The organism is Pseudonocardia sp. ICBG601 (genome assembly GCF_020496245.1).
The window spans coordinates 779,687-805,355 of sequence record NZ_JAHLJA010000148.1 but is presented as its reverse complement, the minus strand read 5'-3'; the positions used below and the strand labels follow the sequence as shown (position 1 = coordinate 805,355).

Genomic DNA, 25,669 nt, shown 5'->3' with positions numbered 1-25,669 from the left:
CGGGAGGGGCGGGGCGTTCCGCCGTCTACAGCGCGATCGCCGCGCCCACCCCGGACCGGGGGTCGACCGCGGCGTGCAGCGTCCCGGGCCCGCCGCCCCCGGGGACGGCGGCGCCGGTCCCGACCGCGCACATCCGGCCCAGCGCCCAGGCGCCCGCGTCGTCCACGACGTGCCCGCGGCGGGTCAGCCCGGCGAGGGTGCCGGCCCCGAGCCGGGACTCGACGACGAGCACGTGCGGCTCCCAGCCGCGCGGCGCGAAGGACGCGGGGAACGCCGTCGAGTGCCAGGTCGGTGCGTCGATCGCGGCCTGCAGGTCCAGTCCGCCGTGCATCAGCGCGAGCAGGAAGGCGAGCTGCCACTGGTCCTGCTGGTCCCCACCCGGCGTCCCGAACGCGAGCGCGGGCTCGCCGTCGCGCAGCGCCAGCGACGGCGACAGCGTCGTGCGCGGCATCCGCCCGGGCGCCAGCGTGCTCGCGAGCCCCTCCTCCAGCCAGAACATCTGGCCGCGGGTGCCGAGGCAGAAGCCCAGCGCCGGGATCGTCGGCGACGACTGCAGCCAGCCCCCCGACGGCGTCACCGAGATCATGTTCCCGGCGGCGTCGACGACGTCGACGTGCACCGTGTCCCCGCGGGCGACGCCGTCCCGCGACACCGTCGGCTCGCCGGTGCCCGGCCCGTCCGTCCCGGAGCCGCGCCCGGCGCCCGGGGTCGCCGCGTAGTCCCCGATCCGGGGGGTGCGCCCGCCCGGCGAGCCGGGTCGCAGCCCGCCGTCCGAAGCCGGGCCGATCAGGCCCCGCCGGTCGTCGGTGTAGGCGTCGGAGAGCAGGTCGGCGAGCAGGTCGGGGGTCGCGCCGTCGCCGTACCAGGCCTCCCGGTCGGCGAAGGCGAGCTTCGCGGCCTCGGCGGCGGCGTGCACCGTGTCGAGGGTCGCGACGCCGCCGGGCAGCTCCAGGTCCAGGCCCGCCAGCAGCCGCAGCTGCTGCAGCAGGACCGGCCCCTGCGACCACGGGCCGCACTTCGCGACCGACCAGCCGGACCCGGCGTCGGCGACGAGCGCGTCCTCGTAGTGCGCCGACCAGCCGGCCAGGTCGTCGGCGGTGAGCAGGCCGGTGTGGTCGCGGCCGGTCTCGTCCCGGACCGGGGTCGCGGCGAACCGGCCGATCTCCTCGGCGACGAACCCGCGGTACCAGGCGTCGCGGGCGGCGTCGATGCGCGCCTCCCGGCTCGGGCCGACGGCCTCGTCGAGCAGCCGGCGCCAGGTCGCGGCGAGCGCGGGCAGCCGCACCAGCTCTCCCGCGGCGGGGACCCGGCCGTCGGGCAGCCAGGTCGCCGCCGACGACGGCCAGTGCGTACGGAAGTGGTCGGCCACCGTGCCGATGGCCGCGGGCACCCGCGGGACCAGCGGGAACCCGCCCGCGGCGTAGCCGAGCGCCGGTGCGAGGACGTCGGCGAGCTCCCAGGTGCCGTGGTCGCGGAGCAGGGTCAGCCAGCCCTCCCAGGCCCCGGGGACCGTCGCCGGGAGCAGGCCGGTGCCGGGGACGATCGTGCAGCCCAGTGCGCGCAGCCGGTCTGCCGTCGCGGCGGCCGGTGCCACGCCCTGGGCGCACAGCACCCGCGGGACCGGGTCGGTCGCGGTGACGAACACGGCGGGCAGCTCACCTCCCGGCCCGCACAGGTGCGGCTCGACCACCTGCAGCACGAACCCGCAGGCGACGGCGGCGTCGAAGGCGTTCCCGCCCCGCGCCAGCACCGTGGCCGCGGCGACGGTGCCGAGATGGTGGGTGCTGCTGACCGCGCCGTGCGGCCCGATCCGGTCGTGTCCTCTGGCTGCCACGACCCGGATCCTCACACGCTCGCGCGTCCCCCGCGGACCTCAGGCGGGGTCGCGCAGCTCGCTCACCAGCGGAACCTCCAGCACCCGGTCCGAGGACATCCACTCGCGCAGCGCGTGGGTGGCCAGCACGTCGTCGGTGTTGTAGCCGAGCAGCCGCTCCCGCTGGACCGGGTCGGGCTCGCCGCCGTCGAGCGCGACGGCGTCGCGGTACCAGCGCATGGAGTTCTCCCCACCCGCCTCCGGGTCCCGCCAGGAGAACCCGGCGGCGGGAGCGATCTTCTTCAGCCCCTTGCCCTGCGAGCACAGGAACCAGGTGGAGACCACGCCGTAGAGGTCCACCCAGCACGGGTCCGCGACGAACGCGCGCACCTCGGCCTCGGTCGGCACCCCGGGCATCCCGGCGAACCGCTGCGCCGAGGCGATCATCCAGCGGTTCTCGGCCTGCTCGTTGTAGCAGTAGGCGGCGAACGTGCGCCCGGACGCGAGCGTGGCGGCGCGCAGACCCGCGAACCACGTCCAGAACTCCCCGAACGAGCGCCCCTCGTCGCGGGTGGGCAGCGGGTCCCAGGTCGCGAACGCCCGGTAGCCGGGCTCCGGGTCCCCGTCACGGGCACCGCCGGGCAGCGTCAGCAGCGCGCCCCACAGGTAGGCGCCGGACTCGCCGAAGCTCTCCATGTCGACGTCGACCTCGACGTCGGCGCGGGTGACCGGCACCCGCGGCACCCGGCGGGCGACGGCGAGGCCCTGCCCGCGCGCACGGGCCAGCGCCACGAGGTCGGTGAACGGCGGCCCGGGCAGCGGGCCGGTCAGCTCGGCGGGCGGGTCCGCCGGGTCCAGCGCGGCCAGCCCCGCGACGGTCGCGACGCCCGACTCCCGCAGCAGCCGCGCCGTCTCGCCGTGGGCGACCAGGCTGACGTCGTCGACCTGCTCCAGCTCGGCCTCGCACGTCGGCCACCAGGGGCAGCGGCGGCACTCGGTGATCCGCGACGGCGCCGCGAGCGCGGGTCCGCCGGTCGCCGCCGCCCGGGCGACGGCGGCCCGGTCGGTGAACCGCGCGTCGTACTCCTCCAGCGTGGACCGGCCGCCGGGCCAGTGCCCGGACCGCAGGTCGTGCCAGACGACCACGTCGGCGTCGAGCCCGATCACCCCGCCGAGCCGCGGGGCCGACTCCGGCGGCGCCCAGCCCGCGGCCTCCAGCAGACGGGTCAGCTGGGCCAGGGCCAGCAGGTCGCGCGGCTGGGAGCGGACCTTGCGGTCCGGGTCGTGCCGGGCGCGCTGCGGCCACGGGTCGGTGACGGCGGTGGTGCGTGCGCCCTCACCCGGATCGGTGATCCGGCGGCGCACGACGAGCAGCGGGACGTAGCCCCCGGTGGGTGTGCGCACGAGCAGCTCCGCGGTGCCGCGCCGGTCGCCGTCGACGGGCAGGACCGCGCCCCAGACCAGCGGCGCACCGGCCGCGACGAGCTCGGCCGTACGCTCCGCCCGGGCCGCCCGCGGACCGGCGGCGGTCCCGGACGGCCCGGCCGCGCCGTCCGGCCAGGTGCTCGCCCAGTCCGCACCCCAGGTGCGCGCGAGGAGCTCTCCGATCCGCACCCGGTGCGCGCCCGCGTCGGCCCGGCGCTGCTCGATCGCCGGGTCCGGCAGCGCCCGCGGCCGCTCCGCCGCCGACGGGTCGTGGTCCAGGTGCACCCGGCGGCGGCACCCGCTCAGCGCCGCCGCGTCCAGCAGGACACGGGGTGCGGTACGCGGTCCGGTCGAGGTGCTCACGGCTCCCGAGGGTAGAGACCACCCCCGACAGGACCGGATCCGCGTGACGCCCCGTTCCCCCACCCGGGTGGTGTCGGTCCTGCGCGTGCGGTGTGCGGGGCCCTAGGCTGCGTCGACACGGCGATCATCTGCCGAGCCGACCCGGGAGGACACGACATGGGACTGCTGCGCAGGAAGCCGAGCGCGGGCGAGCGCGCCGCGGCGGCGACCAGGGAGGCGGCGGTCGACGCGTCGGAACGGGTGCAGTCGGCCACGGTCCAGACCCTCGAGTACACCCGCGAGACCGCCGACAAGGCCGCCGAGAAGCTGCACCAGCGCGCGGTGAAGGCCCGGAAGAAGGCCGAGACGGCGTCCCGGCGGGCGGAGAAGGCCGGCCGCCGGGCGGCGCGCAGCACGCGTCGCGCCGTCGGTGAGGGCACCGCCACCGCGAACAGCCTGCTGAGCTCGGCCGATCTCAAGGCCCGCTCGGCCGACCGGAAGGTCGCCAAGGCGGCCGCGAAGGCCGACGCCGGGGCCCGGAAGGCCGAGGCGAAGGCCGCGCGCGCCACGGAGAAGGGCAGGCTCAAGAGCGAGAACCTGGCCGCCAAGCAGGCCGAGCGGGACCGCGCCGCCCGTGAGTGGAACGCCAAGAAGGTGCAGCGGTACCTGGGCGTGGCGAAGATCGTCGCGCCGCTGCTGGCGCCGTACGCGATGGCCGCGGCCGGGTCGCTGCGGCACCGCCTCGACGACCACCGCTCCCGGCGCCTCGGTGTGTCCCCGGACGAGCTGGGCGGCTACTCCGGCCCCGGCGGCCGGCTGCACGCACGGCTGTCCCGGATCGCGCGCACCATCTCCGAGCTGCGCGAGGACGGGACCGTCGAGCGCGACCAGGCCGCGAAGCGGTTCGCCGACGAGACCGAGCCGCGGCTGCACGACCTCGCCGCCGCCGTCCGGGCCGCGGAGAACATGCCGGCCGCCCGGCGCAAGGCCGCGTACCGCACGGTGTCGGCCGACCTGGACCGCATCGAGGTCCGCCTGCTCGACCACCTGGGCGTCCGCTCCTGAGACCGCCGCTCCTGTGGGCCCGGCCGACACCCGGGCCCACAGGACGACCTCATCCGGCGCGGTAGGTCTCCAGCAGCCGCAGCCACACCTCGCTGATCGTGGGGAACGCGGGCACGGCGTGCCACAGCCGGGCGAGCGGCACCTCGCCGACCACGGCGACCGTCGCCGCGTGCAGCAGCTCGGCCACCCCGGGGCCGACGAACGTGACCCCGAGCAGCACCTCGCGCTGCGGGTCGACGACGGCGACCACCCGGCCGGACCAGTCGTCCGCGGTGAGCGAGGACCCGGCGACGGCGATGTCCATGTCGACCACCCGCACGTCGAGCCCCTCGGCGCGGGCGGCCGCAGCGGTCCGGCCCACCCAGGCGACCTCCGGGTCGGTGAACACGACCTGGGGCACGGCGTGGTGGTCGGCGGTCGCCGCGTCCTCGCCCCAGGCCGCGTCGTCGAGCGGGCGGCCCGCGGCGCGTGCGGCGATCGCGTGCGCGGCGATCCGGGCCTGGTACTTGCCCTGGTGGGTGAGCGGGGCGCGCCCGTTGACGTCGCCGACGGCGTAGAGCCAGTCCCCCGCGGCCAGCCCCGAGTCGTCGACGACGATCTCGCCGCGCCGCCCGAGGCCGACCCCGGCGGAGTCCAGGTCCAGCCCGTCGGTGGCCGGGCGGCGCCCGGTCGCGACGAGCAGCCGGTCCACCTCGACCTCGTCCCCGCCGCCGCGCAGCACCGTCGCGTCCCCGTTCCGGCGCACCTCGTCCAGGCCGGTGCCCAGCCGCAGGTCGACGCCGGTCTCCCGCAGCCCGGCCGCGACCCGCTCGGAGGCCTGCGGCTCCGCGCCCGGCAGCACCCGGTCACCGTGGTTGAACAGCGTGACCTGCGCGCCCAGCCGGGCGTGGGCCAGCGCCATCTCGCAGCCGACGACGCCGCCGCCGAGCACGCCGAGCCGGCGCGAGATCTCCGTCGCCGAGGTCGCCTCGCGCGAGCCCCAGTACTCGACCGTGTCCAGCCCCGCGACGTGCGGGACGACCGGCACGCTGCCGGTCGCGACGACGACGGCGTGGCGCGCGGTCACCACGGTCTCGGTGCCGTCGGCCGCGGTCACGACGACGCGCTTCTCCCCCGCCAGCCGGCCCCGGCCGCGCAGCACCGCGGCACCGGCGCCCTCGGCCCACCGCACCTGGCCGCTGTCGTCCCAGTCGGAGGTGAACGTCGTGCGGCGTTCGAGAACCTTCGCCGGGTCGAACTCGGCCCGCACACCGGGCAGCCGCCGGGCTTCGGCGACGGCCTGCGGGGTGCGAAGCAGCGCCTTCGACGGGATGCACGCCCAGTACGAGCACTCCCCGCCGAGGAGCTCGGCCTCCACCAGCACCGCGGACAGGCCGGCGTCCACCGCGTAGCCCGCGGCGTTCTCACCGACCGGGCCCGCCCCGATCACGACGACGTCGTAGCTCTGCTCGCTCATGGGGGCGACCCTTCCGCACTCACCCCAGGGCCGCGACCGCGTCACCCAGCTCGGTGTCGCCGCCGCGCAGCTCCAGCGTCGTGCCCGCGGTGCCCGGCGCGGTCAGCAGCGCGGCGACGGCCGCGGCGGAGTCGTCGCGGGTCACCTCGCCGTACTCCACCGGCGGCGGGGCCAGGGTGACGCGCCCGGTGCCCGGGTCGTTCGTGAGCTTCCCGGGCCGCAGGATCGTCGCGTCGAGGCGCGTGTCGGCGCGGATCGCGTCCTCGGCGGCCTTCTTCGCGCGGAGGTAGGCGGCCCACACCTCGCCGCGCTCGGGGTCGGGCTCGGCGTCCACCCCGGGTGAGGAGACCAGCAGGTAGCGGCGGACGCCCGCCCCGGCGGCCGCGTCGGCGAGCAGGGTGGCGCCGTCCCGGTCGACGGTTTCCTTGCGCTCCACACCGCTGTCCGGCCCGGCCCCCGCTGCGAAGACGACGGCGTCGGCGCCGGTCAGGTGCCCCGCGAGGTCCGCCGCGGAGATCTTCTCCAGGTCCGCCACGACCGGGCTCGCCCCGGTGGCCGCCACGTCGTCGGTGTGGTCGGGGTTGCGCACGATCGAGCGCACCGTGTGTCCCTGCCCCGTGAGCAGTGTGGACAGTCGCAGCGCGATCTGTCCGTGTCCTCCGGCGATCACCACGTCCATGCGGCCACGCTAGGCCGGACGGACGCTCACCGCCTGTTCGGCTTGAGCGTCCAGACGATCGTCATGGCCCCGGTCTGCACACCCTGGGCGTCGGTGATGGTGACGTCGACGGCGAACTCCGGGCGCGTCCCGGCGTCGAGCTCGGCGAGCACCTCACCGGCCGGACGGGTCAGCACCGCCTCGGCGCGGAGGTCGCCCTTGGCGAGCTTGAGGTAGCGGATCTCGGACCGGACGACCAGCGGCACGGCCCGGTCCCCGGCCGAGGCGAACGCGGCCAGGCCGACCGCACCGGAGGCGGTCTCGCCCAGTCCGAACATCACCGCGGCGTGCGGTCCGCCGACGTGGTTGTGCTGGTCGGACCGGTCGGGGAGGAACGCCTCGACCCGGTCGGTCGTGATCGACCCGAAGGTGATCCCGGCGGTGCCCACCCACGGCACCGCCTGCGTCATCGCGTCGGCCACCCAGCTCGCGTCATCAGCCATGACCCGACCCTACTCGTCGGTAACCTCCGGCGAAAGCGACGCCCGGTTCCTCACGATTCTCGCTGCGCGAGAACGAACCCCCTTGTCCGTCGTGCACAACGGGGTTGAGATCGGTGTGACAGCAGGCACACCAAGTCCCACCACCACGATGCGCAACGCCGCGCGTCCGAGGCTCGGAGGTACCGCCAGTGAAGGCCGTGCGGGTGCACGCGTACAAGCAGGACCCCCAGATCGACGACATCCCGGAACCGACGATCCAGGGTCCGCTCGACGTCATCGTCAAGATCGGCGGTGCCGGCGTGTGCCGCACCGACCTCCACATCATCGACGGGGACTGGGCCGACATCCAGAACCCCGACCTGCCGTACGTGATCGGCCACGAGAACGCGGGCTGGGTGCACGCGATCGGCGACGGCGTCACCAACGTCAAGGTCGGCGACACCGTCATCCTGCACCCGCAGCCTTCGTGCGGGCTGTGCACCATGTGCCGCTACGGGCGCGACATGCAGTGCACCGGGGACGCGTTCTTCCCCGGCCTGTCGAACAACGACGGCGGCATGGCCGAGTACCTGCGCACCACCGCGCGGTCCTGCGTGAAGCTGAACCCGGACACCAACCCGGCCGACGTCGCCGCGCTCGCCGACGCGGGCATCACCGCCTACCACGCGGTCCGCAAGGCGGTCCCGTTCCTGTACCCGGGCACCACCGCGGTCGTGCAGGGTGCGGGCGGGCTCGGCCACATCGGCATCCAGGCGCTCGCCGCGCTCACCGCCACCAAGATCATCGTCGTCGACAAGAACCCGGCCGCGCTCGAGCTGGCGAAGCAGATCGGCGCCGAGGAGACCGTCGTCGCCGACGGGAACCAGGTCGAGGCCGTCCAGGAGCTCACCGGCGGCGGCGCCACGGTGGTCTTCGACTTCGTCGCCGAGCAGGGCGCGGAGAACGACGCCTGGGCGATGACCGGCCCGGCCGGCTACAACTTCGTCCTCGGCTACGGCGGCAACCTCTCCGCCCCCACGCTGGACTTCGTCGCCGGCGAGAAGAACATCATCGGCAACATCGTCGGCACCTACAACGACCTCGCCGAGCTCATGGTCCTGGCCCAGGCCGGGAAGGTCACCCTGCACACCGTCCAGTACAAGCTCGACCAGGCACTGGAGGCCCTGCACGACCTGGACGCGGGCAAGGTCCGCGGCCGGGCGATCCTCGTTCCGTAACTCAGTCATACGTACGTACAGGACGAACGTTCTTTCCCTGACCCACCACCGATCAGCAGAGCTGCTGACGCAGGAGGAACCACATGTACGAGAAGGACGGCGAGAAGTACTTCATCGTCGACTCCCACAGCCACTTCTGGGACGCCTCCCGGGAGAACTGGGTCGAGGGTCGCGAGCAGTACGCCAAGGGCTGGATCGACTGCTTCTACGGCTACCACCAGCTCGGCCCGCCCGAGACCCACTGGGACTGGGAGCACTACCTCAAGGTCTCGCAGGACGACTTCGAGCGCGACGTCTTCATCGAGGGCCACGTCGACCACGTGGTCTTCCAGTCGACGTACCTCAAGGAGTGGTACAAGAACGGCTTCAACACCGCCGACCAGAACGCGGCGCTGCTGGAGAAGTGGGGCGACCGGATCATCGTCAACGGGCGCTTCGACCCGCGTGACGGCGACGAGGGCATGAAGCAGTTCGAGGCGGACTGCGCGAAGTACAAGCACAAGGGCGTGAAGCTCTACACCGCGGAGTGGAACGGCAGCTCCCGCGGCTTCAAGCTCACCGACCCGGAGTGCTACCGCTTCCTGGAGCGGGCCCAGGAGCTGGGCATCAAGAACGTCCACGTCCACAAGGGCCCGACGATCTGGCCGCTGGACAAGGACGCGTTCGACGTCGCCGACGTCGACCACGCGGCCACCGACTTCCAGGGCCTGAACTTCATCGTCGAGCACGTCGGCCTGCCGCGCATCGAGGACTTCTGCTTCATGGCGGTGCAGGAGCCCAACGTCTACGCCGGCCTGTCGGTCGTCGTCGGCGGTCTGATGCACGCCCGTCCGAAGTTCTTCGCCAAGGTGATGGGCGAGCTGCTGTTCTGGGTCGGCGAGGACAAGATGACCTTCGGCAGCGACTACAACATCTGGACGCCGAAGTGGCAGGTCGAGGGCCTGGTCGACTGGCAGATGCCCGACGACGACCAGTTCGCCGACTACCCGCGCCTCACCACCGCGTCGAAGAAGAAGATCCTCGGCCTCAACGCGGCGAAGCTCTACGACCTCGAGGTCCCGGCCGAGTGCCGGCTGCCCGACACCACGGCCGACGAGGCCATGGCCCCGGGTGAGGAGCTCGTCGACAACAAGGCGGGGGCGCAGGCGTGACCCCGCGGCCTGCTGAGAGCCCGCTCCGGCAGGCCGTGTGGTCCGCGCTGGGGACGGTGCTCGACCCGGAGCTGGACGAGCCGATCACCGAGCTCGACTTCGTCGAGTCGTGGTCGGTCTCGCCCGCCGGTGAGGTCGTCGTCGGGCTCCGGCTGCCGACGTTCTTCTGCGCTCCGAACTTCTCGTTCCTGATGGTCGCCGACGCCTACGACGCGGTGACCGCGGTACCGGGAGTGACGAGGGCGGAGGTGACGCTGGCCGACCACCACGCCTCCGACGAGATCAACGGTGGGGTCGCGGCGCACGCCGGGTTCGTCAAGTCCTTCGAGGGCTCGATCAACGGGCAGGCCGCGGCCGAGCTCGACGAGCTGCGGCACACGTTCCTGGCCAAGGCCGCGCTGGCCGGCCAGGACCGGGTGGCCCGCCCGCTCGTCGACGCCGGCCGGGGACCCGACGAGCTGGCCGGGCTGACGCTCGGCGAGCTGGTCGGGACCGAGGCCGACACCGAGGAGCTGACCCGGATGCGGACCCGCCGCAGGGCGATCGGCCTGCCCGCCGGCGACGACGCACCGCTGCTGGTCCACTCCGACGGCACCGCGGTGACCGTCGAGCAGGTCCCGCTGCACCTGCGTCGCGCGCGGTTGCAGCGGGTCGGGATCGAGACCAACGGGGAGTACTGCAAGGGCCTGTTGAAGATCCGCTACGGCGACAAGGCACCCGCCGCGGCCGCCGGACACTGACACCGCACCACCACGACACGGGCCGCGTCCTCCACCGGGGGACGCGGCCCGTCCGCGTCCGCGGTGGTCACCGGCGGGGAGCGGATCAGCGCGCGGGCGGGGCGGCGTCCAGGACCCGGACGGTGTCGGTGAGGCGGTAGCCGTCCCCGTGCACGAAGGGGGCCAGGGCGTCGAGCAGGGCGGCGCGGACGGCGGCGGGACCGGCGTGGCGTGCCGCGTGCCGCCCCGGCCCGGACGCGAGCACCCCGGCGACGAGGTCGTCCGGGTCGGGGTGCACCACCGGCACCCGGACGACGGCGACCTCCCGCACCACGAGCCCGGCCAGCTCCGCCAGCCGGGTCAGCCGCCGCGGGTCGGTCAGCGGGGGCGCGCCGACGCCGCTGCGGTCCGGCCCGGGGTTGTTCTGCGGCGGCGCGGGCGCGGCCCCGGTGAGCGGGGCGAGCGCCGCGCCGATGACGGCGGCGTCGCACTCGTCGGGGGTGCCCCAGACCGTGGCCCGCACCGCGCCGCCCGGCGCGCACACCCGGCCCGCCCCGCGCAGCGCGAGCACCGGGTTCGTGAGGTGCTCCAGCACCTGCACCAGCGTGACCAGGTCGAACGCGTCGTCGGCGAAGGGCAGCTCGTGGGCGTCGGCGACCCGCAGGTCCGCCCCGGGCGCGGCCCGCTCCGCCGCGGCGAGCGCGCGGGGTTCGGTGTCGACGCCGGTGACGGCCAGCCCGGCGGCGGCCGCGTCGGCGAGCAGCCGCCCCGCCCCGCAGCCGACGTCGAGCAGCCGCGAGCCCGGGCCGGCGCCCGCCAGGACACGGTCGAACAGCGGGGACGCGGCAGCGGTGCTCACGGCTCCGACGCTAGTCCGGCCCGGCGCCGCGGTCACCGCTTCGGCGGGAGCGTCTCCACGACCGCGACCGCCTCGGCGACCCAGCCGGCGAGCTCCGGGCCGTCGAGGTCGTCGACGTCGGGCTCGCCGGTCACCCACAGCCAGCCGGCCATCTCGCGGCCGCCCATCACCGTCCGCTCGGCCCGCGGGCGCTCCAGCAGCTCCGCGGAGCGGTCCGCGGCCACCCGCACGAGCAGCCCGCCGCGCCCGCTCGCGGCGACGGCCATGTGCCCGTCGAGCAGGAACGCGAGCCCGCCGAACATCTTCTTCTCGGTCACCGGCCGCCCCGCGAGCAGGCTGCGGAGGCGGGCGGCGAGACCCTCGTCGTAGGCCACCCGGGCGAGTATGGCCCCCTCAGCGGCCCCAGACGTCCTCGGCGACCGAGACGATCAGCTCCAGCTTGCGCTTCTGGTCGTCGACGGTGAGCTCGTTGCCCTCGACGGTGGAGGAGAACCCGCACTGCGGCGACAGGCACAGCTGGTCCAGCGGCACGTACCGCGCCGCCTCGTCGATCCGGCGCTTGAGCGCGTCCGGGTCCTCCAGCGCCCCGGACTTGGTCGTGACCAGCCCGAGGACCACCTGCTTGCCCTTCGGGACGAACCGCAGCGGGACGAACCCACCGGAGCGCTCGTCGTCGAACTCACAGAAGAAGCCGTCGACGCCCAGCGTGCCGAACAGCGCCTCGGCGACGTGGTCGTAGCCGCCCTCCGCCGCCCACGACGACCGGTAGTTGCCCCGGCACATGTGGGTCGTGACGTACATGTCCGACGGCCGGTCGGCGATCGCGGCGTTGATCTGACGGATGTAGCGCAGGTGCTGGGTCTCCGGGTCGTCACCCTTCTCGGCCAGCTGCGCGCGGTGCGCCGGGTCGTTCAGGTAGGCCAGCGCGGTGTCGTCGAGCTGCAGGTAGCGGCAGCCGCGGTCGTACATCGCGCGGAGCTGGTCGGCGTACGCGGCCGACAGGTCGGACCAGAACTCCTCGACGTCGGGGTAGACCTCGGTGGAGATGACCGACCGGCCGCCGCGGGCGTAGACCATGCTCGGCGAGGGGATCGTGAGCTTCGGGGTCGCCGTGGTGACCTGCGCGGCGAGGTACTCGAACGCCGAGGCGAAGACGGGTTCGTCGAGGTGCACCCGGCTGTCGACGGCCATCCCGGCGGAGGTGAAGTTGTTCTGGCCCGCCGCGTTGCGCATCGCGACCTCGACCCGGCCGGAGGTCTTCGTGACGCCGCCGAGGGCGTAGATGAAGTCCATGTGCCAGGAGGTGCGGCGGAACTCGCCGTCGGTGGCCGAGCGCAGGCCGACCGACTCCTGCAGCGCGACGACGTCGGTGATCGCGGCGTCCTCGGCCGCGCGCAGGCCCGCGTCGTCGAGCTCGCCCGCGGCGTGCCGCTCCCGGGCGGCGAGCAGGGCGGGCGGGCGCAGCAGCGAGCCGACGTGGTCGGCCCGGAACGGCGGGACGGTGCGGACGAGCGACTCCACTGTCTTCTCCGGCATCGGGCGAACGTATCGCCGTGTCCGCATGTCCGCCGACGTCACTTCCGGAGAATGGAAGGTCTATCGCGCACGCCAGTGCGGGGGCCGCTTCTCCCGGGCCGCGGCGGCACCCTCCGCCGCGTCCTCGGTGGCCGCGACGACCTTCCGCAGCGTCTCGCCGAAGCGGATCGCCTCGGTGGTGCCCATCTCCGGGCCGCGCACCGCCATCTCCTTGATCGCACGCTGGGCCAGCGGCGCCCCCGCGGTGAGCCGCCGGGCGAGGTCGCGGGCGGCGTCACCCAGCTCCTCGTGCGGCACGACCCACCCGGCGAGGCCGATCTCGTGCGCCCGCCGCGCGTCGATCGTCTCGCCGGTGAGCAGCAGCTCCATCGCGTACTGCCGGTCGATCATCCGGGGCAGCCGCAGGGCACCGACGATCGTCGGGACGCCCAGCCGGGCCTCCGGGAAGGAGAAGGTGGCGCGGTCCGAGGCGATCACGAAGTCGCACCAGGTCAGCAGCGTGACGCCGTAGCCGACGGCCGGCCCGTTCACCGCGGCGACGATCGGCTTGAAGATCTCCCAGCCGCTCTCCAGCGAGTTCACCGTCGGCCGCTCGAAGAAGCTGCCCGGGAAGTCGCCCGCCGGGTTGCCGGTGGTCGAGCGCATGTCCGCCCCGGCGCAGAACGCCGGCCCCTCGCCGGTCACGATCGCGACCCACGCCTCGTCGTCGGTGCGGAAGCGGTCCCAGGCGGCGTTGATCGCGCGCCGCATGTCCCCGTCGATCGCGTTGCGCTTCTCCGGGCGGTCGTAGGTGATCGTCGCGACGTGCCCGTCGCGTTCGTAGCGCACCCCGTCGGCCATCGGACCATCCTGGCGGGCTCAGCCGGACGCGGCGACCCCCGGCGCCGCGGCCAGGTGCCGGGCCAGCGGCACCGCGGCCTCGCGCACCGCGCGTTCGAGCTCCCAGCGGCGCCCGGTGAAGTCCGCCCGGCTGACGACGACCGACAGCGCGGCCCCGCCGCCCGGGTGCGGCACCGCGACCGCGAGCCCGGCCCGGCCGCGGGCGTGCTCCTCCACCTCCACCGCGACCCCCGCCGAGCGGACCCGCAGCAGGTCGCGGTCGAGCAGCCGCCGGTCGGTGAGGGTGTGCGGGGTCAGCGGCGCCAGCGGCCCGTGCCCGACGCCGAGGACGTCGGCCAGCCGTCCGGCGTCGAGCCCGGCGAGCAGTGCCTTGCCCGGTGCGGTCGCGTGCGCGGGCAGCGGCTCCCCGGTCACCGCGCCCGGGCCGGGGTGCGCCGCACAGGTCTCGGTGTGGGCGACGACGACGTCGTCGGACCGCAGCACGGTCAGCACCACCGCCGCGCGGGCCGTGGTGTGCAGCTCGGCGAGCACCTCCCGGGCCGGGGCGGGCGGCACGATCGGGTCGGTCATCCCCCGGTACAGCCCGACGACGCGGTAGCCGAGCCCGTACCCGCGCTCGGCGTGCAGGCGGACCAGGTAGCCCTCCTCGACGAGCGTCCCCAGCAACCGGTACGCCGTCGGCAACGGCAGCTCCAGCCGGCGGGCGAGCGCCTTGGCGCTGACCCCGTCGCCCGCCTCGGCGACCGCCTCGAGGACCCGCAGCGCTCGGCGCAGCACCGCTCCCGCGCCGTCGCCGACCATCCGCCTAGTGTCGCTGCGGGACCGAGGGCACGCCAGGACCGGGAGGACGACATGGCAGGGGCGTTCCGGCCCGTCGACCGGGCGGGGCTCGCGGCGCACCTGGCCGAACGCGCCGGGGAGCCGTCGGGGCGGGTGCGCGTGCTCGTCGACGGCGCCCCGCCCGCGGCCCCGCTGGAGCTGGCCCGGGCGGTCGCGGAGCGGCTGCGCTCCGGCGGCCGACCGGCCCTGGCGGTGGACGCCGACGACTTCCTGCGACCGGCGTCGGTCCGACTGGAGCTCGGCCGCACCGACCCGGACATGTTCCTCGACGGCTGGCTCGACGAGCCCGCGCTGCGCCGCGAGGTCCTCGCCCCGATGGGCCCCGACGGCAGCGGGCTGGTGCTGCCCCGGCTGCGCGACACGGTGCGCGACCGTGCCTACCGCGACGAGCCGGTGCCGCTCGGGCCGGACGGGGTGGTGCTGCTCGCCGGCGGGCGGCTGCTGGGCCGGGGCCTGGCCGCCGAGCTGACCGTGCACCTGCGCGTCGGCGGGGCCGCGCTGCGCCGCCTGCTGCCCCCCCGACGACGCCTGGACGGCCGCCGCGTACGCCCGCTACGAGAGCGAGGGCGACCCCGGTTCGTTCGCCGATGTGCTCGTGATGGCCGATCATCCCGACCGCCCGGCGCTGCGGGACGCCTGATCGGCGCACGGCGTCCGGGCACGGAGCGTGGCCGGAACCCGGGAAAACGAGAAGCGAGACCGGATCGGGCTACACCCGGAACCGATCTCGCGATGGCGGTGGTGACCGCCGGAGGGGGAGAATCCCCGATGAGGGGAGGTGGTGGGCGAGGAGGGAGTTGAACCCTCACGTCCTTTCGGACACACGGACCTGAACCGTGCGCGTCTGCCATTCCGCCACTCGCCCGAGCGACACGAGAAAGTTAGCACCCCGCTCGGCAGCCGTTCGCAGGGGGGTCCCCTGCCCGTCGATCACCAGCTGGAGGGGGTCACGGCGGGCGGGACACCGGGATGCGCCGCGGCTCCGGGCCGGGTAGATCGGAGGGGAGCACGTCGGTGGCACTGCGGGGCCGGTCGCCCGCTCGTGCCGGGCCCCGCCGTGCCCGGCGGATAACACAGATACGATCGGTCGCACATCACCGACACGCCGATGCGGATGGAGGAGATCTTTTGGGCCGCGTGGACCGCTTCGAGCGCCGACTTCAGGGGTTCGTGGGCGACGCCTTCGCGCGGGTCTTCGGGGGCAGTGTCGTCCCACAGGAAGTCGCACAGGCACTGCTGAGGGAAGCCGAGGACAACGTCGAGCAGCTCGCCGGAGGTCGCCAGCTGGCGCCCAACCGGTACACCGTTCTGCTCAGCCCCAGCGATCTCGACCGGATGGCGGGCGACGAGGACGGGGTCGTCCGATCCCTCTCGTCGCACGTGGCGAAGGAACTCACCGACCAGGGCTGGGACACCTACGGTGAGGTCGTAGTCTTTCTGGAGCGCTCCGAGGCGCTGCACACGGGACAATTCCGCACCCGCTCCGCTGTCGACCCCGACGCTTCCCGTCGGGCCGCCAACCGAGCACGCACCGCAGGAGAAGCACCCATGAGCCAGCAACCGGGCCACCCCGAGGAGAACGGGCAGTACGGATACGACCGGGGCGCACCCGGCGGGTACGGCCAGCAGACCTACGCGCCTCAGGGGTACGACCAGGAGCAGCAGGGCGGCTACGGCCAGCAGCAGCAGGGCGGGTACGACCAGTACGGGCAGCAGCAGGGCGGCTACGGCCAGCCCGGCTACGACCAGTACGGCCAGCCCCAGCAGGGCTACGGCCAGCAGCAGCCCGGGTACGACCAGCAGCAGCAGCCCGGCTACGACCAGTACGGCCAGCAGCAGGGCTACGGCCAGCAGGGCGGCTACGGCCAGCCCCAGCAGGGCGGGTACGACCAGTACGGCCAGCAGGGCTACGGCCAGCCCCAGCAGGGTGGCTACCCCCAGCAGGGCTACGAGCAGGGCTACGACGGCTACGGCCAGCCCCAGCAGGGTGGCTACGGCCAGCCCCAGGGCTACGCCCAGCCCGGCTACCCGCAGCAGGGTGGCTACGAGCAGGGCTACGACGGCGGCTACGGCCAGCAGCAGGGCTACGCCCAGCCGGGCTACCAGCAGGGCGGCTATGACCAGGGCTACGACGGCCAGGGTTACGGCGGCCAGGGCGGCTGGGGCGCTCCGGCGCAGCTGACCGCGATGCTGATCCTGGACGACGGGTCGAACCGCAACTACCAGCTGGCCGAGGGCACCCACGTCATCGGCCGCGGTCAGGACTCCCAGTTCCGGCTCCCGGACACCGGCGTGTCCCGCCGGCACCTGGAGGTCACCTGGGACGGCCAGGTCGCGACGCTGAACGACCTGGGCTCGACCAACGGCACCACGGTGAACAACTCCCCGGTGCAGTCCTGCCAGCTGACCGACGGCGACGTGATCCGCGTGGGTCACTCCAGCCTGGTGTTCCGCACCCAGGGCTGAGCCACACCCGCGGAGCGGAGTCCGCGCAGCGACAGCGGTGCGTCCCCGCCCGCCCGGTGATCCACCGGGCGGGCGGAGCGTGCAGGAACACGAGAAGGGCGAGTAGGACGACGTGCCGGAACTGGTACTGCAACTGACCCGGGGCGGCTTCCTTGCCCTCCTGTGGCTGTTCGTCCTGCTCGCGCTCCAGGTGGTCCGCTCCGACCTCTACGCCGCGTCCGGTCTCCGGACGACCGCACCCGGCCGTGCCGGCGGGGGCCGGGCCGCCAGGGTCCGCGGCGGTGGCCGCGGCAAGGTGGCCCGCCAGCTGCTCGTCACCCAGGGCCCGCTGGCCGGCAGCCGCATCACGCTCGACTCCCGGCCGATCCTGATCGGCCGCGCCGACGACTCCACCCTCAAGCTCGACGACGACTACGCCTCCACCCGGCACGCACGCATCTCGCAGCAGGGCGACGACTGGTACGTCGAGGATCTCGGGTCGACGAACGGCACCTATCTGGAACGTAATAAGGTCACCGGGCCCACCCGGGTCCCGCTGGGGACACCGGTCCGCATCGGCAAGACGGTGATCGAGCTGCGATCGTGACGGACACGGACCGACCATGAGGTACCGACCGTGAGCCCGGCGCGACCGACCGCTCCCCCGGTGCCGCGGCCGTCCGACCGGTCCCGCGGCGCGGGATCCGCCCGACGTGCCCCGACCGAAGCCGGAGCCGCCCCGTGACACTGGTGCTGCGCTACTCGGCCCGCAGTGACCGCGGACTGGTCCGGCAGAACAACCAGGACGCCGTCTATGCGGGCCCCCGCCTACTCGCCCTCGCCGACGGCATGGGCGGCCACGCCGCGGGCGAGGTCGCCTCGTCCCTGGTGATCTCCGCACTGGCCCCGCTCGACGACGACGTACCCGGCGACGACCTGCTCGCCGAGCTCCGCGAGGCGACCCACGACGGCAACGAGGCGATCTCCCGCCACGTCGCCGAGGCCCCCGACCTCGAGGGCATGGGCACCACGCTGACCGCGATCCTGTTCGCGGGCTCGCGCCTGGGCATGGTCCACGTCGGCGACTCGCGCTGCTACCTGCTGCGCGACGGCGAGTTCGCCCAGATCACGAAGGACGACACGTTCGTCCAGTCGCTGATCGACGAGGGCCGGATCACCGAGGAGGAGGCGCACACGCATCCGCAGCGGTCGCTGCTGCTGCGCGCCATCACCGGGCAGGACGTCGACCCGTCGCTGTCGATCCGCGAGGCCCGCGCCGGGGACCGCTTCCTGCTGTGCTCCGACGGCCTTTCCGGCCCGGTCAGCGACGAGACGCTGCACGACACGCTGACCGACTACGCCGACCCGCGCGAGTGCGCCGACCGCATGATCGAGCTGGCGCTGCGCGGCGGCGGGCCGGACAACATCACCTGCATCGTCGCCGACGTGGTGGACGTCGACTACGCCGACGACGCCCCGATCATCGGCGGCTCGGCGGGCCGCAACCCGCGCGCCGGCGACGGCGACTACCGCCACGACGAGCGGACCCCGCACTCCTCGGCGCAGCGCGCCGCGGCCACCACGCTGCCCCGCACCGAGCCGGTGCGGCTGGAGCCCGCCGCCGCGGAGGAGCCGCGGCGCCGGCGCGGCCTGCGCCCGGTGCTCGCCCTGCTGGGCGTGCTCGTGGTGCTCGTGGCGGGCGTGTTCGTCGCCCGGGCGCTGGTGCTGCAGCAGTACTACGTGGCCGTCGACCAGAACCAGGTCGCGATCTACCAGGGTGTGCGCGGCAACGTGCTCGGTGTCCCGTTGCAGCGGGTGGCCGAGTCCACCGACATCGGCCTCGACGACCTGCCGCAGGCGGTCCGCAGCCAGGTCACCGACGGCATCGTCTCCGACGAGGGCGAGACCGGTGCCCGCGAGACCGTCGACCGGCTGCGGGAGCGCATGCTCCCGCTCTGCTCCACGCTGAACCCGCCGCAGCCGCCCGCGGTCGTCCAGGTGCCCGGCGCCCCGCCGGTGACGACGACCCCGCTGCCGACCGCGACCCCCGAGCCGGGCCGGAACTGCCGGCTCGACGGCTGATGGCCACGGGCAGCTCCGCTGCGGAGCAGACCACGCCCACCGGCCGCGGCATCGAGCTGTTGATGCTGGGCCTGGCCGCCGTGCTCACCACCGGTGCGCTGGTGCTGGTGGAGGCGAACCAGGAGCAGTCGCTGACGACCGACCTGCTGTGGGTGGGTCTGGCGTACCTCGTGCTGTTCGCGGGTGCGCACGTGGCGGTGCGCTTCCTGGCGCCCTACGCCGACCCGCTGATCCTGCCGTCGGTCGCCCTGCTCAACGGCATCGGCCTGGTGATGATCCACCGGCTCGACCTGGCCAAGGCCGCCCGCGCGGAGGCCACCGGGAGCCCGGTGCCGAGCGGGCTGATCGGCGCCCAGATCACCTGGACCGTCGCCGGCCTGGCGTTGTTCGCGCTGGTGCTGTTCTTCGTCCGGGACCACCGCACACTGGCCCGCTACGGCTACACCGCGGGCTTCGTCGGCCTGGTCTTCCTGGCGATCCCGGCGTTCCTGCCGTCGTCGATCTCCGAGGTCAACGGGGCCAAGCTGTGGATCCGCATCCCGGGCGGCCCCGGCATCCAGCCCGGCGAGTTCTCCAAGATCCTGCTGATCATCTTCTTCGCGGCCTACCTGGTCCAGAAGCGCAACCTGCTCTCCACCGCGGGCCGCCGCTTCCTGGGCATGGAGCTGCCCCGCGCCCGTGACCTGGCGCCGCTGCTCGTCGCCTGGGGGCTGTCGGTCGGCGTGCTCGTGCTCCAGCGCGACCTCGGCAGCTCGTTGCTGATCTTCGGCCTGGTCCTGGTCCTGCTCTACACCGCGACCGAACGCGTGTCGTGGATGGTGATCGGGCTGCTGGCGTTCTCCGGCGGTGCCGTCGTCGCCTACAACCTGTTCGACCACGTCCAGACCCGCGTGCGGATCTGGCTGGACCCGTTCGCCGACTTCAGCGGCGGCGGCTACCAGCTCGCGCAGGCGCTGTTCGGGCTCGGCACCGGCGGCGTCGGCGGGACCGGGCTGGGTGCCGGACGGCCGGACATCGTGCCCTTCGCCGAGTCCGACTTCATCTTCTCCTCGCTCGGCGAGGAGCTCGGGCTGATCGGGCTGGCCGCGATCCTGCTGGTCTACCTGGTGCTCATCACCCGTGGACTGCGCTCGGCGCTGGCCGTGCGCGACTCCTACGGCAAGCTGCTCGCGACGGGGCTGTCGTTCTCGGTGGCACTGCAGATCTTCGTCGTCATCGGCGGGGTCACGAAGCTGATCCCGCTGACCGGTCTGACGCTGCCGTTCCTGTCCTACGGCGGCTCGTCGCTGCTGGCGAACTACGTGCTGGTGGCCATCCTGCTGCGGATCTCGCACGTGGCCCGGGCACCGCTGCCCGTCCGGCCCGCGAAGCCGCGGGCGCCGATCGCCGAGGCCAGCACCGAGCTCGTCCAGCGTCCCGGGACGGGCCGTTCCGACACCCGTGACGACAACCGCGCCGACACCGCCGCCCAGAGGAGCGAGACGTGAACCGCCCGGTCCGCCGCGTGGCGCTCGCCGTGATGGTGATGATCGTGGTCCTGCTCGGCAACATCACCTACGTGCAGGTGGTCATGGCCGGCCAGTACCGGGACGACTCCCGCAATCAGCGCTCGCAGATCGACGAGTACTCGCGTCAGCGCGGCCAGATCGTCGCCGGCGGGCAGGTCCTCGCGCAGAGCGTCGAGAGCGACGGCCGGCTGCGGTTCGCCCGCCAGTACCCGCAGGGCGAGATGTTCGCGCCGATCACGGGCTTCCTGTCGACCGTGTACGGCAAGACCGCGCTCGAGCGGTCCACCGACGAGGTGCTCAACGGCACCGACGACCGGCTGTTCGTGCGCAGGCTGTCGGACCTCATCACCGGCCGGGACCCGGCGGGCGGCAACGTGGTGACCACCATCGACCCCGAGGTGCAGCGCGCCGCCTACGACGGGCTGGCCTCCCGCGGGTACACCGGCGCCGTCGTCGCGCTGGTGCCGCAGACCGGGGAGATCCTGGCGATGGCCTCGACGCCGTCGTTCGACCCGAACCCGCTGGCCTCGCCGGACCCGGCGCAGCAGCAGGAGGCGTGGAAGCGCTACGGCGCCGACGACCCGGACCCGATGACCAACCGGGCGATCAACGAGATCGAGCCGCCCGGCTCGACGTTCAAGCTCGTCACCACCGCGGCCGCCCTGCAGAACGGCTACACCCCGGACAGCCAGCTCACGGCCGCCCGCAACATCCAGCTGGCCGACTCCACGACCACCCTGGAGAACTACAACGGCTCGGCCTGCGGCGGCGGGGCGACGGCGTCGCTGCGCGAGGCGCTGGCGCGCTCCTGCAACACCGCGTTCGCCCAGCTCGGCGGTGAGCTCGGCCCGGACAAGCTCCGGGCCCAGGCCGAGGCGTTCGGCATCGGCCGCACCGACCTGCAGATCCCGATGCCCGTCACGGCGTCGCAGGTCGGCCCGATGTCCGACACCCCCTCGACCCAGCAGTCCGCGATCGGGCAGCGCGACGTCCGGCTGACCCCGATGCAGCTCGCGATGATCGGCGCCTCGATCGCCAACGGCGGCCAGACGATGGCCCCGCACCTGGTCAAGGAGATCCAGAGCCAGACCCTGGACGTCGTCGACACCACCGACCCGGACCGGATGTCGCGGTCGATGCCGGCCGACGTGGCCCGCACGATGACCGACCTGATGGTCGGCTCGGAGGACCGGACCTCGGGCGGCGGCAAGATCACCGGCGTCCAGATCGCGTCGAAGACCGGTACCGCCGAGCACGGCACCGACCCGAAGAACACCCCGCCGCACGCCTGGTACGTGGCGTTCGCCCCGGCCGACAACCCCAAGGTCGCGGTGGCGGTGCTCGTCGAGAACGGCGGCGACCGGGCGCTGGAGGCGACCGGTGGCTCGGTCGCGGCCCCGATCGGGCGGGCCGTGATCGCCGAGGCGCTGCGGGACGCCCAGTGAGCCCGCGGGACACGGCCCGGCGCAGGTCCCCGGCGGCCCCGTGAGCGCCCTGTCGGCCGGGCAGCTGATCTCCGAGCGCTACCAGCTGGACCGGCGGATCGCGGTCGGCGGGATGGGCGAGGTCTGGGAGGCCTCGGACACCCGGCTCGGGCGCAGCGTCGCGGTGAAGGTCCTCAAGGCGGAGCTCTCCGACGACCCGGAGTTCCTGCACCGGTTCCGCATCGAGGCCCGCACCGTCGCCTCGCTCGACCACGCCGGGATCGCCGCCGTGCACGACTACGGCGAGGACGACAGCCCCACCGGCGGCGGGCGCACCGCCTACCTGGTGATGGAGCTCGTCCGGGGTGAGCCGCTGTCGTCGCGGATCGGGCGTGGGCCCATCCCCGCCGACGAGGCGCTCGACATCCTCGAGCAGGCGGGCCGGGCGCTGTTCGCCGCGCACGAGCGCGGGTTCGTCCACCGCGACGTCAAGCCCGGCAACATCCTGCTGCGCACCGACGGCGTCGTGAAGCTGACCGACTTCGGCATCGCCAAGGCCGCCGACGCGGTCCCGGTGACCCGGTCCGGGATGGTCATGGGCACCGCCCACTACATCGCCCCGGAGCAGGCCTCCGGCGAGGAGGCCGGGCCGTCCGGCGACGTCTACTCGCTCGGCATCGTCGGCTACGAGTGCCTGGCCGGGGTGCGGCCGTTCCGCGCCGAGAGCGCGGTCGCGGTGGCGATGATGCAGGTCCGCGACGACCCGCCGCCGCTGCCGGACGAGATCCCCGAGCGGGTCCGCGAGCTGGTCTCCTCGGTGCTGGTCAAGGACCCCGAGCAGCGCTACGCCGACGGCGCCGAGTTCGCCGACGCCGTCGCCGCGGTCCGGCGCGGGCACCGGCCGCCGCCGCCCGGCATCCCCGCCCCCGGCGGGTACGCCCCCGACTTCCGCGGCGACGACGGCACCGGCTCGCGGCACGCCCTGCAGGAGACCGGGCCGGGGACCGGCGACGACGGCCCGTCGGCGGGCGGTCCCGACACCGCCGACCGCGGTCCGCGCACCGGTGACCTCGGCCCCGACGGCGCCCGCCGCACCGGACCGGACCAGGGTGTGTCCCGCCCGGTCACCGGTCCGTACCCCGGTGGCGCGCCGGGCCGGCCGCAGGGACCGCGCACCCCGGGCGGCACGCCGTCCTGGTCCGGGCCGGTCCCGGTGCCCCCGGGCTCGCCGCCCTACGGTGCCCCGCTGCGGCCGCCGCACACCGGGCCGCACAGCGGCGGTCTCCCGGGCGGCCGTCGTCCGGGCGGGCCACCCACCGGCCCCGGGGTCCCGGGGCAGCAGCGATCGGCGCCGACGCGTCCGCCGGTGCGCCGCAACGCCTCCGCCGACCGGATGCCCGAGCAGCACCCGTCCGGCCCGCTCGATCTCGGCCCGCAGCGCTCCGGACGGTCGAAGGCGTGGCTGGCCGTGCTGTTCGTGATCCTCACGCTCGCCGCCGTGCTCCTGGCCGTGATGATCTTGAGGGGCGCCTCGCCCGACGACATGCGGCCCGGATCGCTGGGGGTCGCGCCCGGTACCGTGGCGACCGCGGCCGGCCCCTCGGCCGGGTCCACGGGACCGGCGGTCCCGGCGGAGCCGTTCGCCGTCCCCCGTGCCCAAGATCGACCGGAGGTGCCCGGTGATGTCCCGGTGATCCCACCGAACGGTCGCTCCGGCGCACATGTCGCCCGTACGGGACCGGCAGTGAGCGCCGACCGGCATGATGAGCACGCCTCCGACGGACTCGATGAGTACGGGAATCTGAACCGATGACGACACCGCGACTGCTCTCCGAGCGCTACGAGCTGGGCGACCCGCTCGGCTACGGCGGCATGTCCGAGGTCCACCGCGGCCTCGACACCCGGCTCGGCCGGGACGTGGCGGTCAAGGTGCTGCGCGCCGACCTGGCCCGCGACCCCCAGTTCCAGCTGCGCTTCCGCCGCGAGGCGCAGAACTCGGCGTCGCTGAACCACCCGGCGATCGTCGCGGTGTACGACACCGGCGAGGTCGAGTCCGAGTTCGGGCCGCTGCCCTACATCGTCATGGAGTTCGTCGACGGGCAGACGCTGCGCGAGATCGTCAAGACGACCGGCCCGATGACCCAGCAGCGGGTCGTCGAGGTGATGGCCGACGTCTGCGCCGCGCTCGACTTCTCGCACCGGCACAACATCATCCACCGCGACGTGAAGCCCGCGAACGTGATGATCAACGGCGTCGGCGCGGTCAAGGTCATGGACTTCGGCATCGCCCGTGCGCTGGGCGAGGGCCAGAACGTCACCCAGACCGCCGCCGTCATCGGCACGGCGCAGTACCTGTCCCCCGAGCAGGCGCGCGGCGAGGCCGTGGACGCCCGCTCGGACGTCTACGCCGCGGGCTGTGTGCTGTTCGAGCTCCTGACCGGCGAGCCGCCGTTCACCGGGGACACCCCGGTCGCGGTCGCCTACCAGCACGTGCGGGAGGACCCCCGGGCCCCGTCCGAGCTGAACCCGTCGGTGCCCCCGGCGCTCGACGCGGTAGTGCTCAAGGCGCTCAGCAAGAACCCGGCCAACCGCTACCAGTCGGCCGCCGAGATGCGGGCGGACCTGGTCCGCGTGCGCAACGGCGAGCCGGTGCACGCGCCGCTGGTCATGAGCGAGCACGAGCGCACGCACATGATGGCCCACGACGGCGCGACCCAGGCCATGGCGACGCGCCGGCTCGACGCGGGCGGCCCGCCCACCGGCCGGCACACGATGCCGCCGCACCACCCCGACTACGCCGACGACGAGGGCCGCGGGGGACGGCGCAAGGCCCTGCTGTGGGTCGCCGCGCTCGCGGTCATCGGCCTGCTCGGCTTCGTCGGCTTCCAGCTGTTCTCCTCCTCGGGCCCGGACCAGGTGTCGGTGCCCGACGTGCTCGGCCAGTCCCCGGACCAGGCCCGGCAGACCATCACCCAGGCCGGGCTGCTGTTCTCCCAGCAGGACCAGCCGTCGGACGTCGCACAGGTCGGCAAGGTCGTCCGGACCGACCCCGGCGGCGGCAACCAGGTCGCCGAGAACAGCCGGGTGACGGTCTACGTCGGCAGCGGGCCCGCGCAGGTCACGGTGCCGAGCGTGGAAGGCCTGTCCCCGGACGAGGCCGAGGCCAAGCTCCGGGAAGCCGGCCTGCAGGTCGGCGGCCGCACCGAGCGCGACACGAGTGACTCCAGCCAGGTCGGCAAGGTCATCACCTCCGACCCGGGGCCAGGCCAGCAGGTCTCGGGCAACACCGCGGTGTCGCTGGTGGTGGGCCGCAAGCAGCAGACCGTCGCCGTGCCGGACGTGGCGGGCCAGTCGGCCGACGCCGCCCGGGCGACGCTGCAGAACGCCGGCTTCCGGTCGATCTCCACGACCGAGGTCGACAGCAGCGGGTCGGCGGGCCAGGTGGTCGGCACGAACCCGTCGGCCGGGACCCGGGTCGCGCCCGACCAGACCATCACGATCCAGATCAGTCGTGGGAACCAGAACCAGGTGCCCAACGTCGTCGGTCAGCGCGTCGACAGCGCGATCAGCACGCTGCAGGAGGCGGGGCTGAGCCCGTCGATCCGCCAGGTCGACGTCTCGGACTCCTCGCAGAACGGCGTCGTGCTGCAGCAGAGCCCGTCCGGCGGGTCCGAGGCCTCGAGCGGCCAGACCGTCACCCTCACCGTCGGCAGCTACTCCGGTGGCAGCAGCAGCGACGGAGAGAACGGCAGCAACGGCTTCCCGTTCAACTGACGATTTCCCGGG

At 74.2% G+C, this 25,669-nt stretch carries 22 protein-coding genes and 1 tRNA gene; 12 read left to right on the top strand and 11 right to left on the bottom strand.

All coding sequences use genetic code 11. The features are described 5' to 3' along the window. Nucleotides 1-25: 25 nt before the first annotated feature. Together KPL57_RS32995 and KPL57_RS32990 are read right to left on the bottom strand one after the other, a co-directional pair. Nucleotides 26-1,834 carry a gamma-glutamyltransferase family protein gene (locus KPL57_RS32995; protein ID WP_226354512.1) on the bottom strand — a complete coding sequence of 603 codons (1,809 nt, stop codon included), beginning with the start codon at nucleotides 1,832-1,834 and terminating at the stop codon, nucleotides 26-28. A gap of 39 nt (nucleotides 1,835-1,873) precedes the next feature. Continuing rightward, complete coding sequence (locus tag KPL57_RS32990) at nucleotides 1,874-3,601, bottom strand: TM0106 family RecB-like putative nuclease (protein ID WP_226354511.1); 1,728 nt, start codon at nucleotides 3,599-3,601, stop codon at nucleotides 1,874-1,876. A gap of 156 nt (nucleotides 3,602-3,757) precedes the next feature. On the opposite strand from KPL57_RS32990, the gene KPL57_RS32985 reads away from it, so the two are divergent. Beyond that, nucleotides 3,758-4,645 carry a DUF6474 family protein gene (locus tag KPL57_RS32985; protein WP_226354510.1) on the top strand — a complete coding sequence of 296 codons (888 nt, stop codon included), beginning with the start codon at nucleotides 3,758-3,760 and terminating at the stop codon, nucleotides 4,643-4,645. Between the two features lie 49 nt (nucleotides 4,646-4,694). On the opposite strand, the gene KPL57_RS32980 is transcribed toward KPL57_RS32985, so the two are convergent. Genes KPL57_RS32980 through KPL57_RS32970 form a run of 3 tightly spaced genes read right to left on the bottom strand, consistent with a single transcriptional unit; the run spans nucleotide 4,695 to nucleotide 7,262 of the window. Next, the gene (locus KPL57_RS32980; protein WP_226354509.1) at nucleotides 4,695-6,101 is read right to left on the bottom strand and encodes an NAD(P)/FAD-dependent oxidoreductase; all 1,407 of its coding nucleotides are present in this window, start codon (nucleotides 6,099-6,101) and stop codon (nucleotides 4,695-4,697) included. Between the two features lie 19 nt (nucleotides 6,102-6,120). Then, nucleotides 6,121-6,780, bottom strand: a complete 660-nt coding sequence (locus KPL57_RS32975; RefSeq protein WP_226354508.1) for an NAD(P)H-binding protein — start codon at nucleotides 6,778-6,780, stop codon at nucleotides 6,121-6,123. Between the two features lie 26 nt (nucleotides 6,781-6,806). After that, nucleotides 6,807-7,262: a DUF4442 domain-containing protein gene (locus tag KPL57_RS32970; RefSeq protein WP_073573749.1), complete on the bottom strand. Its 456-nt coding sequence runs from the start codon at nucleotides 7,260-7,262 to the stop codon at nucleotides 6,807-6,809. A 188-nt stretch (nucleotides 7,263-7,450) separates the two neighbouring features. Between KPL57_RS32970 and KPL57_RS32965 the strand changes: the two genes are divergently transcribed. The 3 genes from KPL57_RS32965 to KPL57_RS32955 all read left to right on the top strand — a co-directional run bounded on the left by KPL57_RS32965 (nucleotide 7,451) and on the right by KPL57_RS32955 (nucleotide 10,370). Then, nucleotides 7,451-8,479, top strand: a complete 1,029-nt coding sequence (locus KPL57_RS32965) for an NAD(P)-dependent alcohol dehydrogenase (protein ID WP_226354507.1) — start codon at nucleotides 7,451-7,453, stop codon at nucleotides 8,477-8,479. Between the two features lie 83 nt (nucleotides 8,480-8,562). After that, nucleotides 8,563-9,630, top strand: a complete 1,068-nt coding sequence (locus tag KPL57_RS32960) for an amidohydrolase family protein (protein ID WP_226354506.1) — start codon at nucleotides 8,563-8,565, stop codon at nucleotides 9,628-9,630. A 35-nt stretch (nucleotides 9,631-9,665) separates the two neighbouring features. Then, nucleotides 9,666-10,370, top strand: coding sequence for an iron-sulfur cluster assembly protein (locus KPL57_RS32955; RefSeq protein ID WP_253068781.1), 705 nt, complete (start codon nucleotides 9,666-9,668; stop codon nucleotides 10,368-10,370). An 85-nt stretch (nucleotides 10,371-10,455) separates the two neighbouring features. On the opposite strand, the gene KPL57_RS32950 is transcribed toward KPL57_RS32955, so the two are convergent. From KPL57_RS32950 to KPL57_RS32930, 5 genes are read right to left on the bottom strand one after another with little or no spacing between them, the layout of a single operon-like run. Then, a complete protein-coding gene (locus KPL57_RS32950; protein WP_226354505.1) occupies nucleotides 10,456-11,208 on the bottom strand; it encodes a class I SAM-dependent methyltransferase in 753 nt (250 codons plus the stop codon). A gap of 32 nt (nucleotides 11,209-11,240) precedes the next feature. Beyond that, nucleotides 11,241-11,582 carry a TfoX/Sxy family protein gene (locus tag KPL57_RS32945; RefSeq protein WP_226354504.1) on the bottom strand — a complete coding sequence of 114 codons (342 nt, stop codon included), beginning with the start codon at nucleotides 11,580-11,582 and terminating at the stop codon, nucleotides 11,241-11,243. A gap of 19 nt (nucleotides 11,583-11,601) precedes the next feature. After that, entirely contained in the window at nucleotides 11,602-12,744 is a 1,143-nt protein-coding gene (locus KPL57_RS32940) for a 5-methyltetrahydropteroyltriglutamate--homocysteine S-methyltransferase (protein WP_226354503.1), read from the bottom strand. Nucleotides 12,745-12,804: 60 nt separating this feature from the next. Continuing rightward, on the bottom strand, nucleotides 12,805-13,584 hold the full coding sequence (locus tag KPL57_RS32935) for an enoyl-CoA hydratase/isomerase family protein (RefSeq protein WP_226354502.1): 780 nt from the start codon (nucleotides 13,582-13,584) through the stop codon (nucleotides 12,805-12,807). An 18-nt stretch (nucleotides 13,585-13,602) separates the two neighbouring features. Beyond that, entirely contained in the window at nucleotides 13,603-14,385 is a 783-nt protein-coding gene (locus KPL57_RS32930) for an IclR family transcriptional regulator (protein ID WP_226354501.1), read from the bottom strand. Between the two features lie 51 nt (nucleotides 14,386-14,436). Between KPL57_RS32930 and KPL57_RS32925 the strand changes: the two genes are divergently transcribed. Then, complete coding sequence (locus tag KPL57_RS32925) at nucleotides 14,437-15,225, top strand: uridine kinase (protein ID WP_374203821.1); 789 nt, start codon at nucleotides 14,437-14,439, stop codon at nucleotides 15,223-15,225. On the opposite strand, the gene KPL57_RS32920 is transcribed toward KPL57_RS32925, so the two are convergent. Continuing rightward, a tRNA-Leu gene (locus KPL57_RS32920) sits at nucleotides 15,204-15,289 on the bottom strand. The two genes, KPL57_RS32925 and KPL57_RS32920, sit on opposite strands and share 22 nt — an antisense overlap. Nucleotides 15,290-15,552: 263 nt before the next feature. Between KPL57_RS32920 and KPL57_RS32915 the strand changes: the two genes are divergently transcribed. The 7 genes from KPL57_RS32915 to pknB all read left to right on the top strand — a co-directional run bounded on the left by KPL57_RS32915 (nucleotide 15,553) and on the right by pknB (nucleotide 25,657). After that, nucleotides 15,553-16,890, top strand: coding sequence for a DUF3662 and FHA domain-containing protein (locus tag KPL57_RS32915; RefSeq protein WP_226354500.1), 1,338 nt, complete (start codon nucleotides 15,553-15,555; stop codon nucleotides 16,888-16,890). 112 nt (nucleotides 16,891-17,002) lie between these two features. Continuing rightward, on the top strand, nucleotides 17,003-17,476 hold the full coding sequence (locus KPL57_RS32910; protein WP_226354499.1) for an FHA domain-containing protein: 474 nt from the start codon (nucleotides 17,003-17,005) through the stop codon (nucleotides 17,474-17,476). Nucleotides 17,477-17,610: 134 nt separating this feature from the next. Then, nucleotides 17,611-18,951 (top strand): PP2C family serine/threonine-protein phosphatase, encoded by a 1,341-nt coding sequence (locus KPL57_RS32905; RefSeq protein ID WP_062399101.1) that lies wholly within the window; start codon nucleotides 17,611-17,613, stop codon nucleotides 18,949-18,951. After that, the gene (locus tag KPL57_RS32900; RefSeq protein WP_226354498.1) at nucleotides 18,951-20,438 is read left to right on the top strand and encodes an FtsW/RodA/SpoVE family cell cycle protein; all 1,488 of its coding nucleotides are present in this window, start codon (nucleotides 18,951-18,953) and stop codon (nucleotides 20,436-20,438) included. The genes KPL57_RS32905 and KPL57_RS32900 overlap by 1 nt, the downstream gene beginning before the upstream one ends. Further along, nucleotides 20,435-21,904 carry a penicillin-binding protein 2 gene (locus tag KPL57_RS32895; RefSeq protein WP_226354497.1) on the top strand — a complete coding sequence of 490 codons (1,470 nt, stop codon included), beginning with the start codon at nucleotides 20,435-20,437 and terminating at the stop codon, nucleotides 21,902-21,904. Before KPL57_RS32900 ends, KPL57_RS32895 begins: the two co-directional genes overlap by 4 nt. Before the next feature lie 40 nt (nucleotides 21,905-21,944). Then, nucleotides 21,945-23,696 carry a protein kinase gene (locus tag KPL57_RS72885; RefSeq protein ID WP_374203820.1) on the top strand — a complete coding sequence of 584 codons (1,752 nt, stop codon included), beginning with the start codon at nucleotides 21,945-21,947 and terminating at the stop codon, nucleotides 23,694-23,696. After that, entirely contained in the window at nucleotides 23,693-25,657 is a 1,965-nt protein-coding gene (gene pknB / locus KPL57_RS32880) for a Stk1 family PASTA domain-containing Ser/Thr kinase (protein WP_226354496.1), read from the top strand. The genes KPL57_RS72885 and pknB overlap by 4 nt, the downstream gene beginning before the upstream one ends. Nucleotides 25,658-25,669: the final 12 nt, after the last annotated feature.

What these genes read in the sequence shown, in the direction of transcription:
- KPL57_RS32960 (WP_226354506.1), top strand. Translation starts at nt 8,563, where the DNA reads ATGTACGAGAAGGACGGCGAGAAGTACTTCATCGTCGACTCCCACAGC.
- KPL57_RS32985 (WP_226354510.1), top strand. Translation starts at nt 3,758, where the DNA reads ATGGGACTGCTGCGCAGGAAGCCGAGCGCGGGCGAGCGCGCCGCGGCG.
- KPL57_RS32925 (WP_374203821.1), top strand. Translation starts at nt 14,437, where the DNA reads ATGGCAGGGGCGTTCCGGCCCGTCGACCGGGCGGGGCTCGCGGCGCAC.
- KPL57_RS32975 (WP_226354508.1), bottom strand. Translation starts at nt 6,780, where the DNA reads ATGGACGTGGTGATCGCCGGAGGACACGGACAGATCGCGCTGCGACTG.
- KPL57_RS32970 (WP_073573749.1), bottom strand. Translation starts at nt 7,262, where the DNA reads ATGGCTGATGACGCGAGCTGGGTGGCCGACGCGATGACGCAGGCGGTG.
- KPL57_RS32930 (WP_226354501.1), bottom strand. Translation starts at nt 14,385, where the DNA reads ATGGTCGGCGACGGCGCGGGAGCGGTGCTGCGCCGAGCGCTGCGGGTC.
- KPL57_RS32900 (WP_226354498.1), top strand. Translation starts at nt 18,951, where the DNA reads ATGGCCACGGGCAGCTCCGCTGCGGAGCAGACCACGCCCACCGGCCGC.
- KPL57_RS32980 (WP_226354509.1), bottom strand. Translation starts at nt 6,101, where the DNA reads ATGAGCGAGCAGAGCTACGACGTCGTCGTGATCGGGGCGGGCCCGGTC.
- KPL57_RS32935 (WP_226354502.1), bottom strand. Translation starts at nt 13,584, where the DNA reads ATGGCCGACGGGGTGCGCTACGAACGCGACGGGCACGTCGCGACGATC.
- KPL57_RS32940 (WP_226354503.1), bottom strand. Translation starts at nt 12,744, where the DNA reads ATGCCGGAGAAGACAGTGGAGTCGCTCGTCCGCACCGTCCCGCCGTTC.
- pknB (WP_226354496.1), top strand. Translation starts at nt 23,693, where the DNA reads ATGACGACACCGCGACTGCTCTCCGAGCGCTACGAGCTGGGCGACCCG.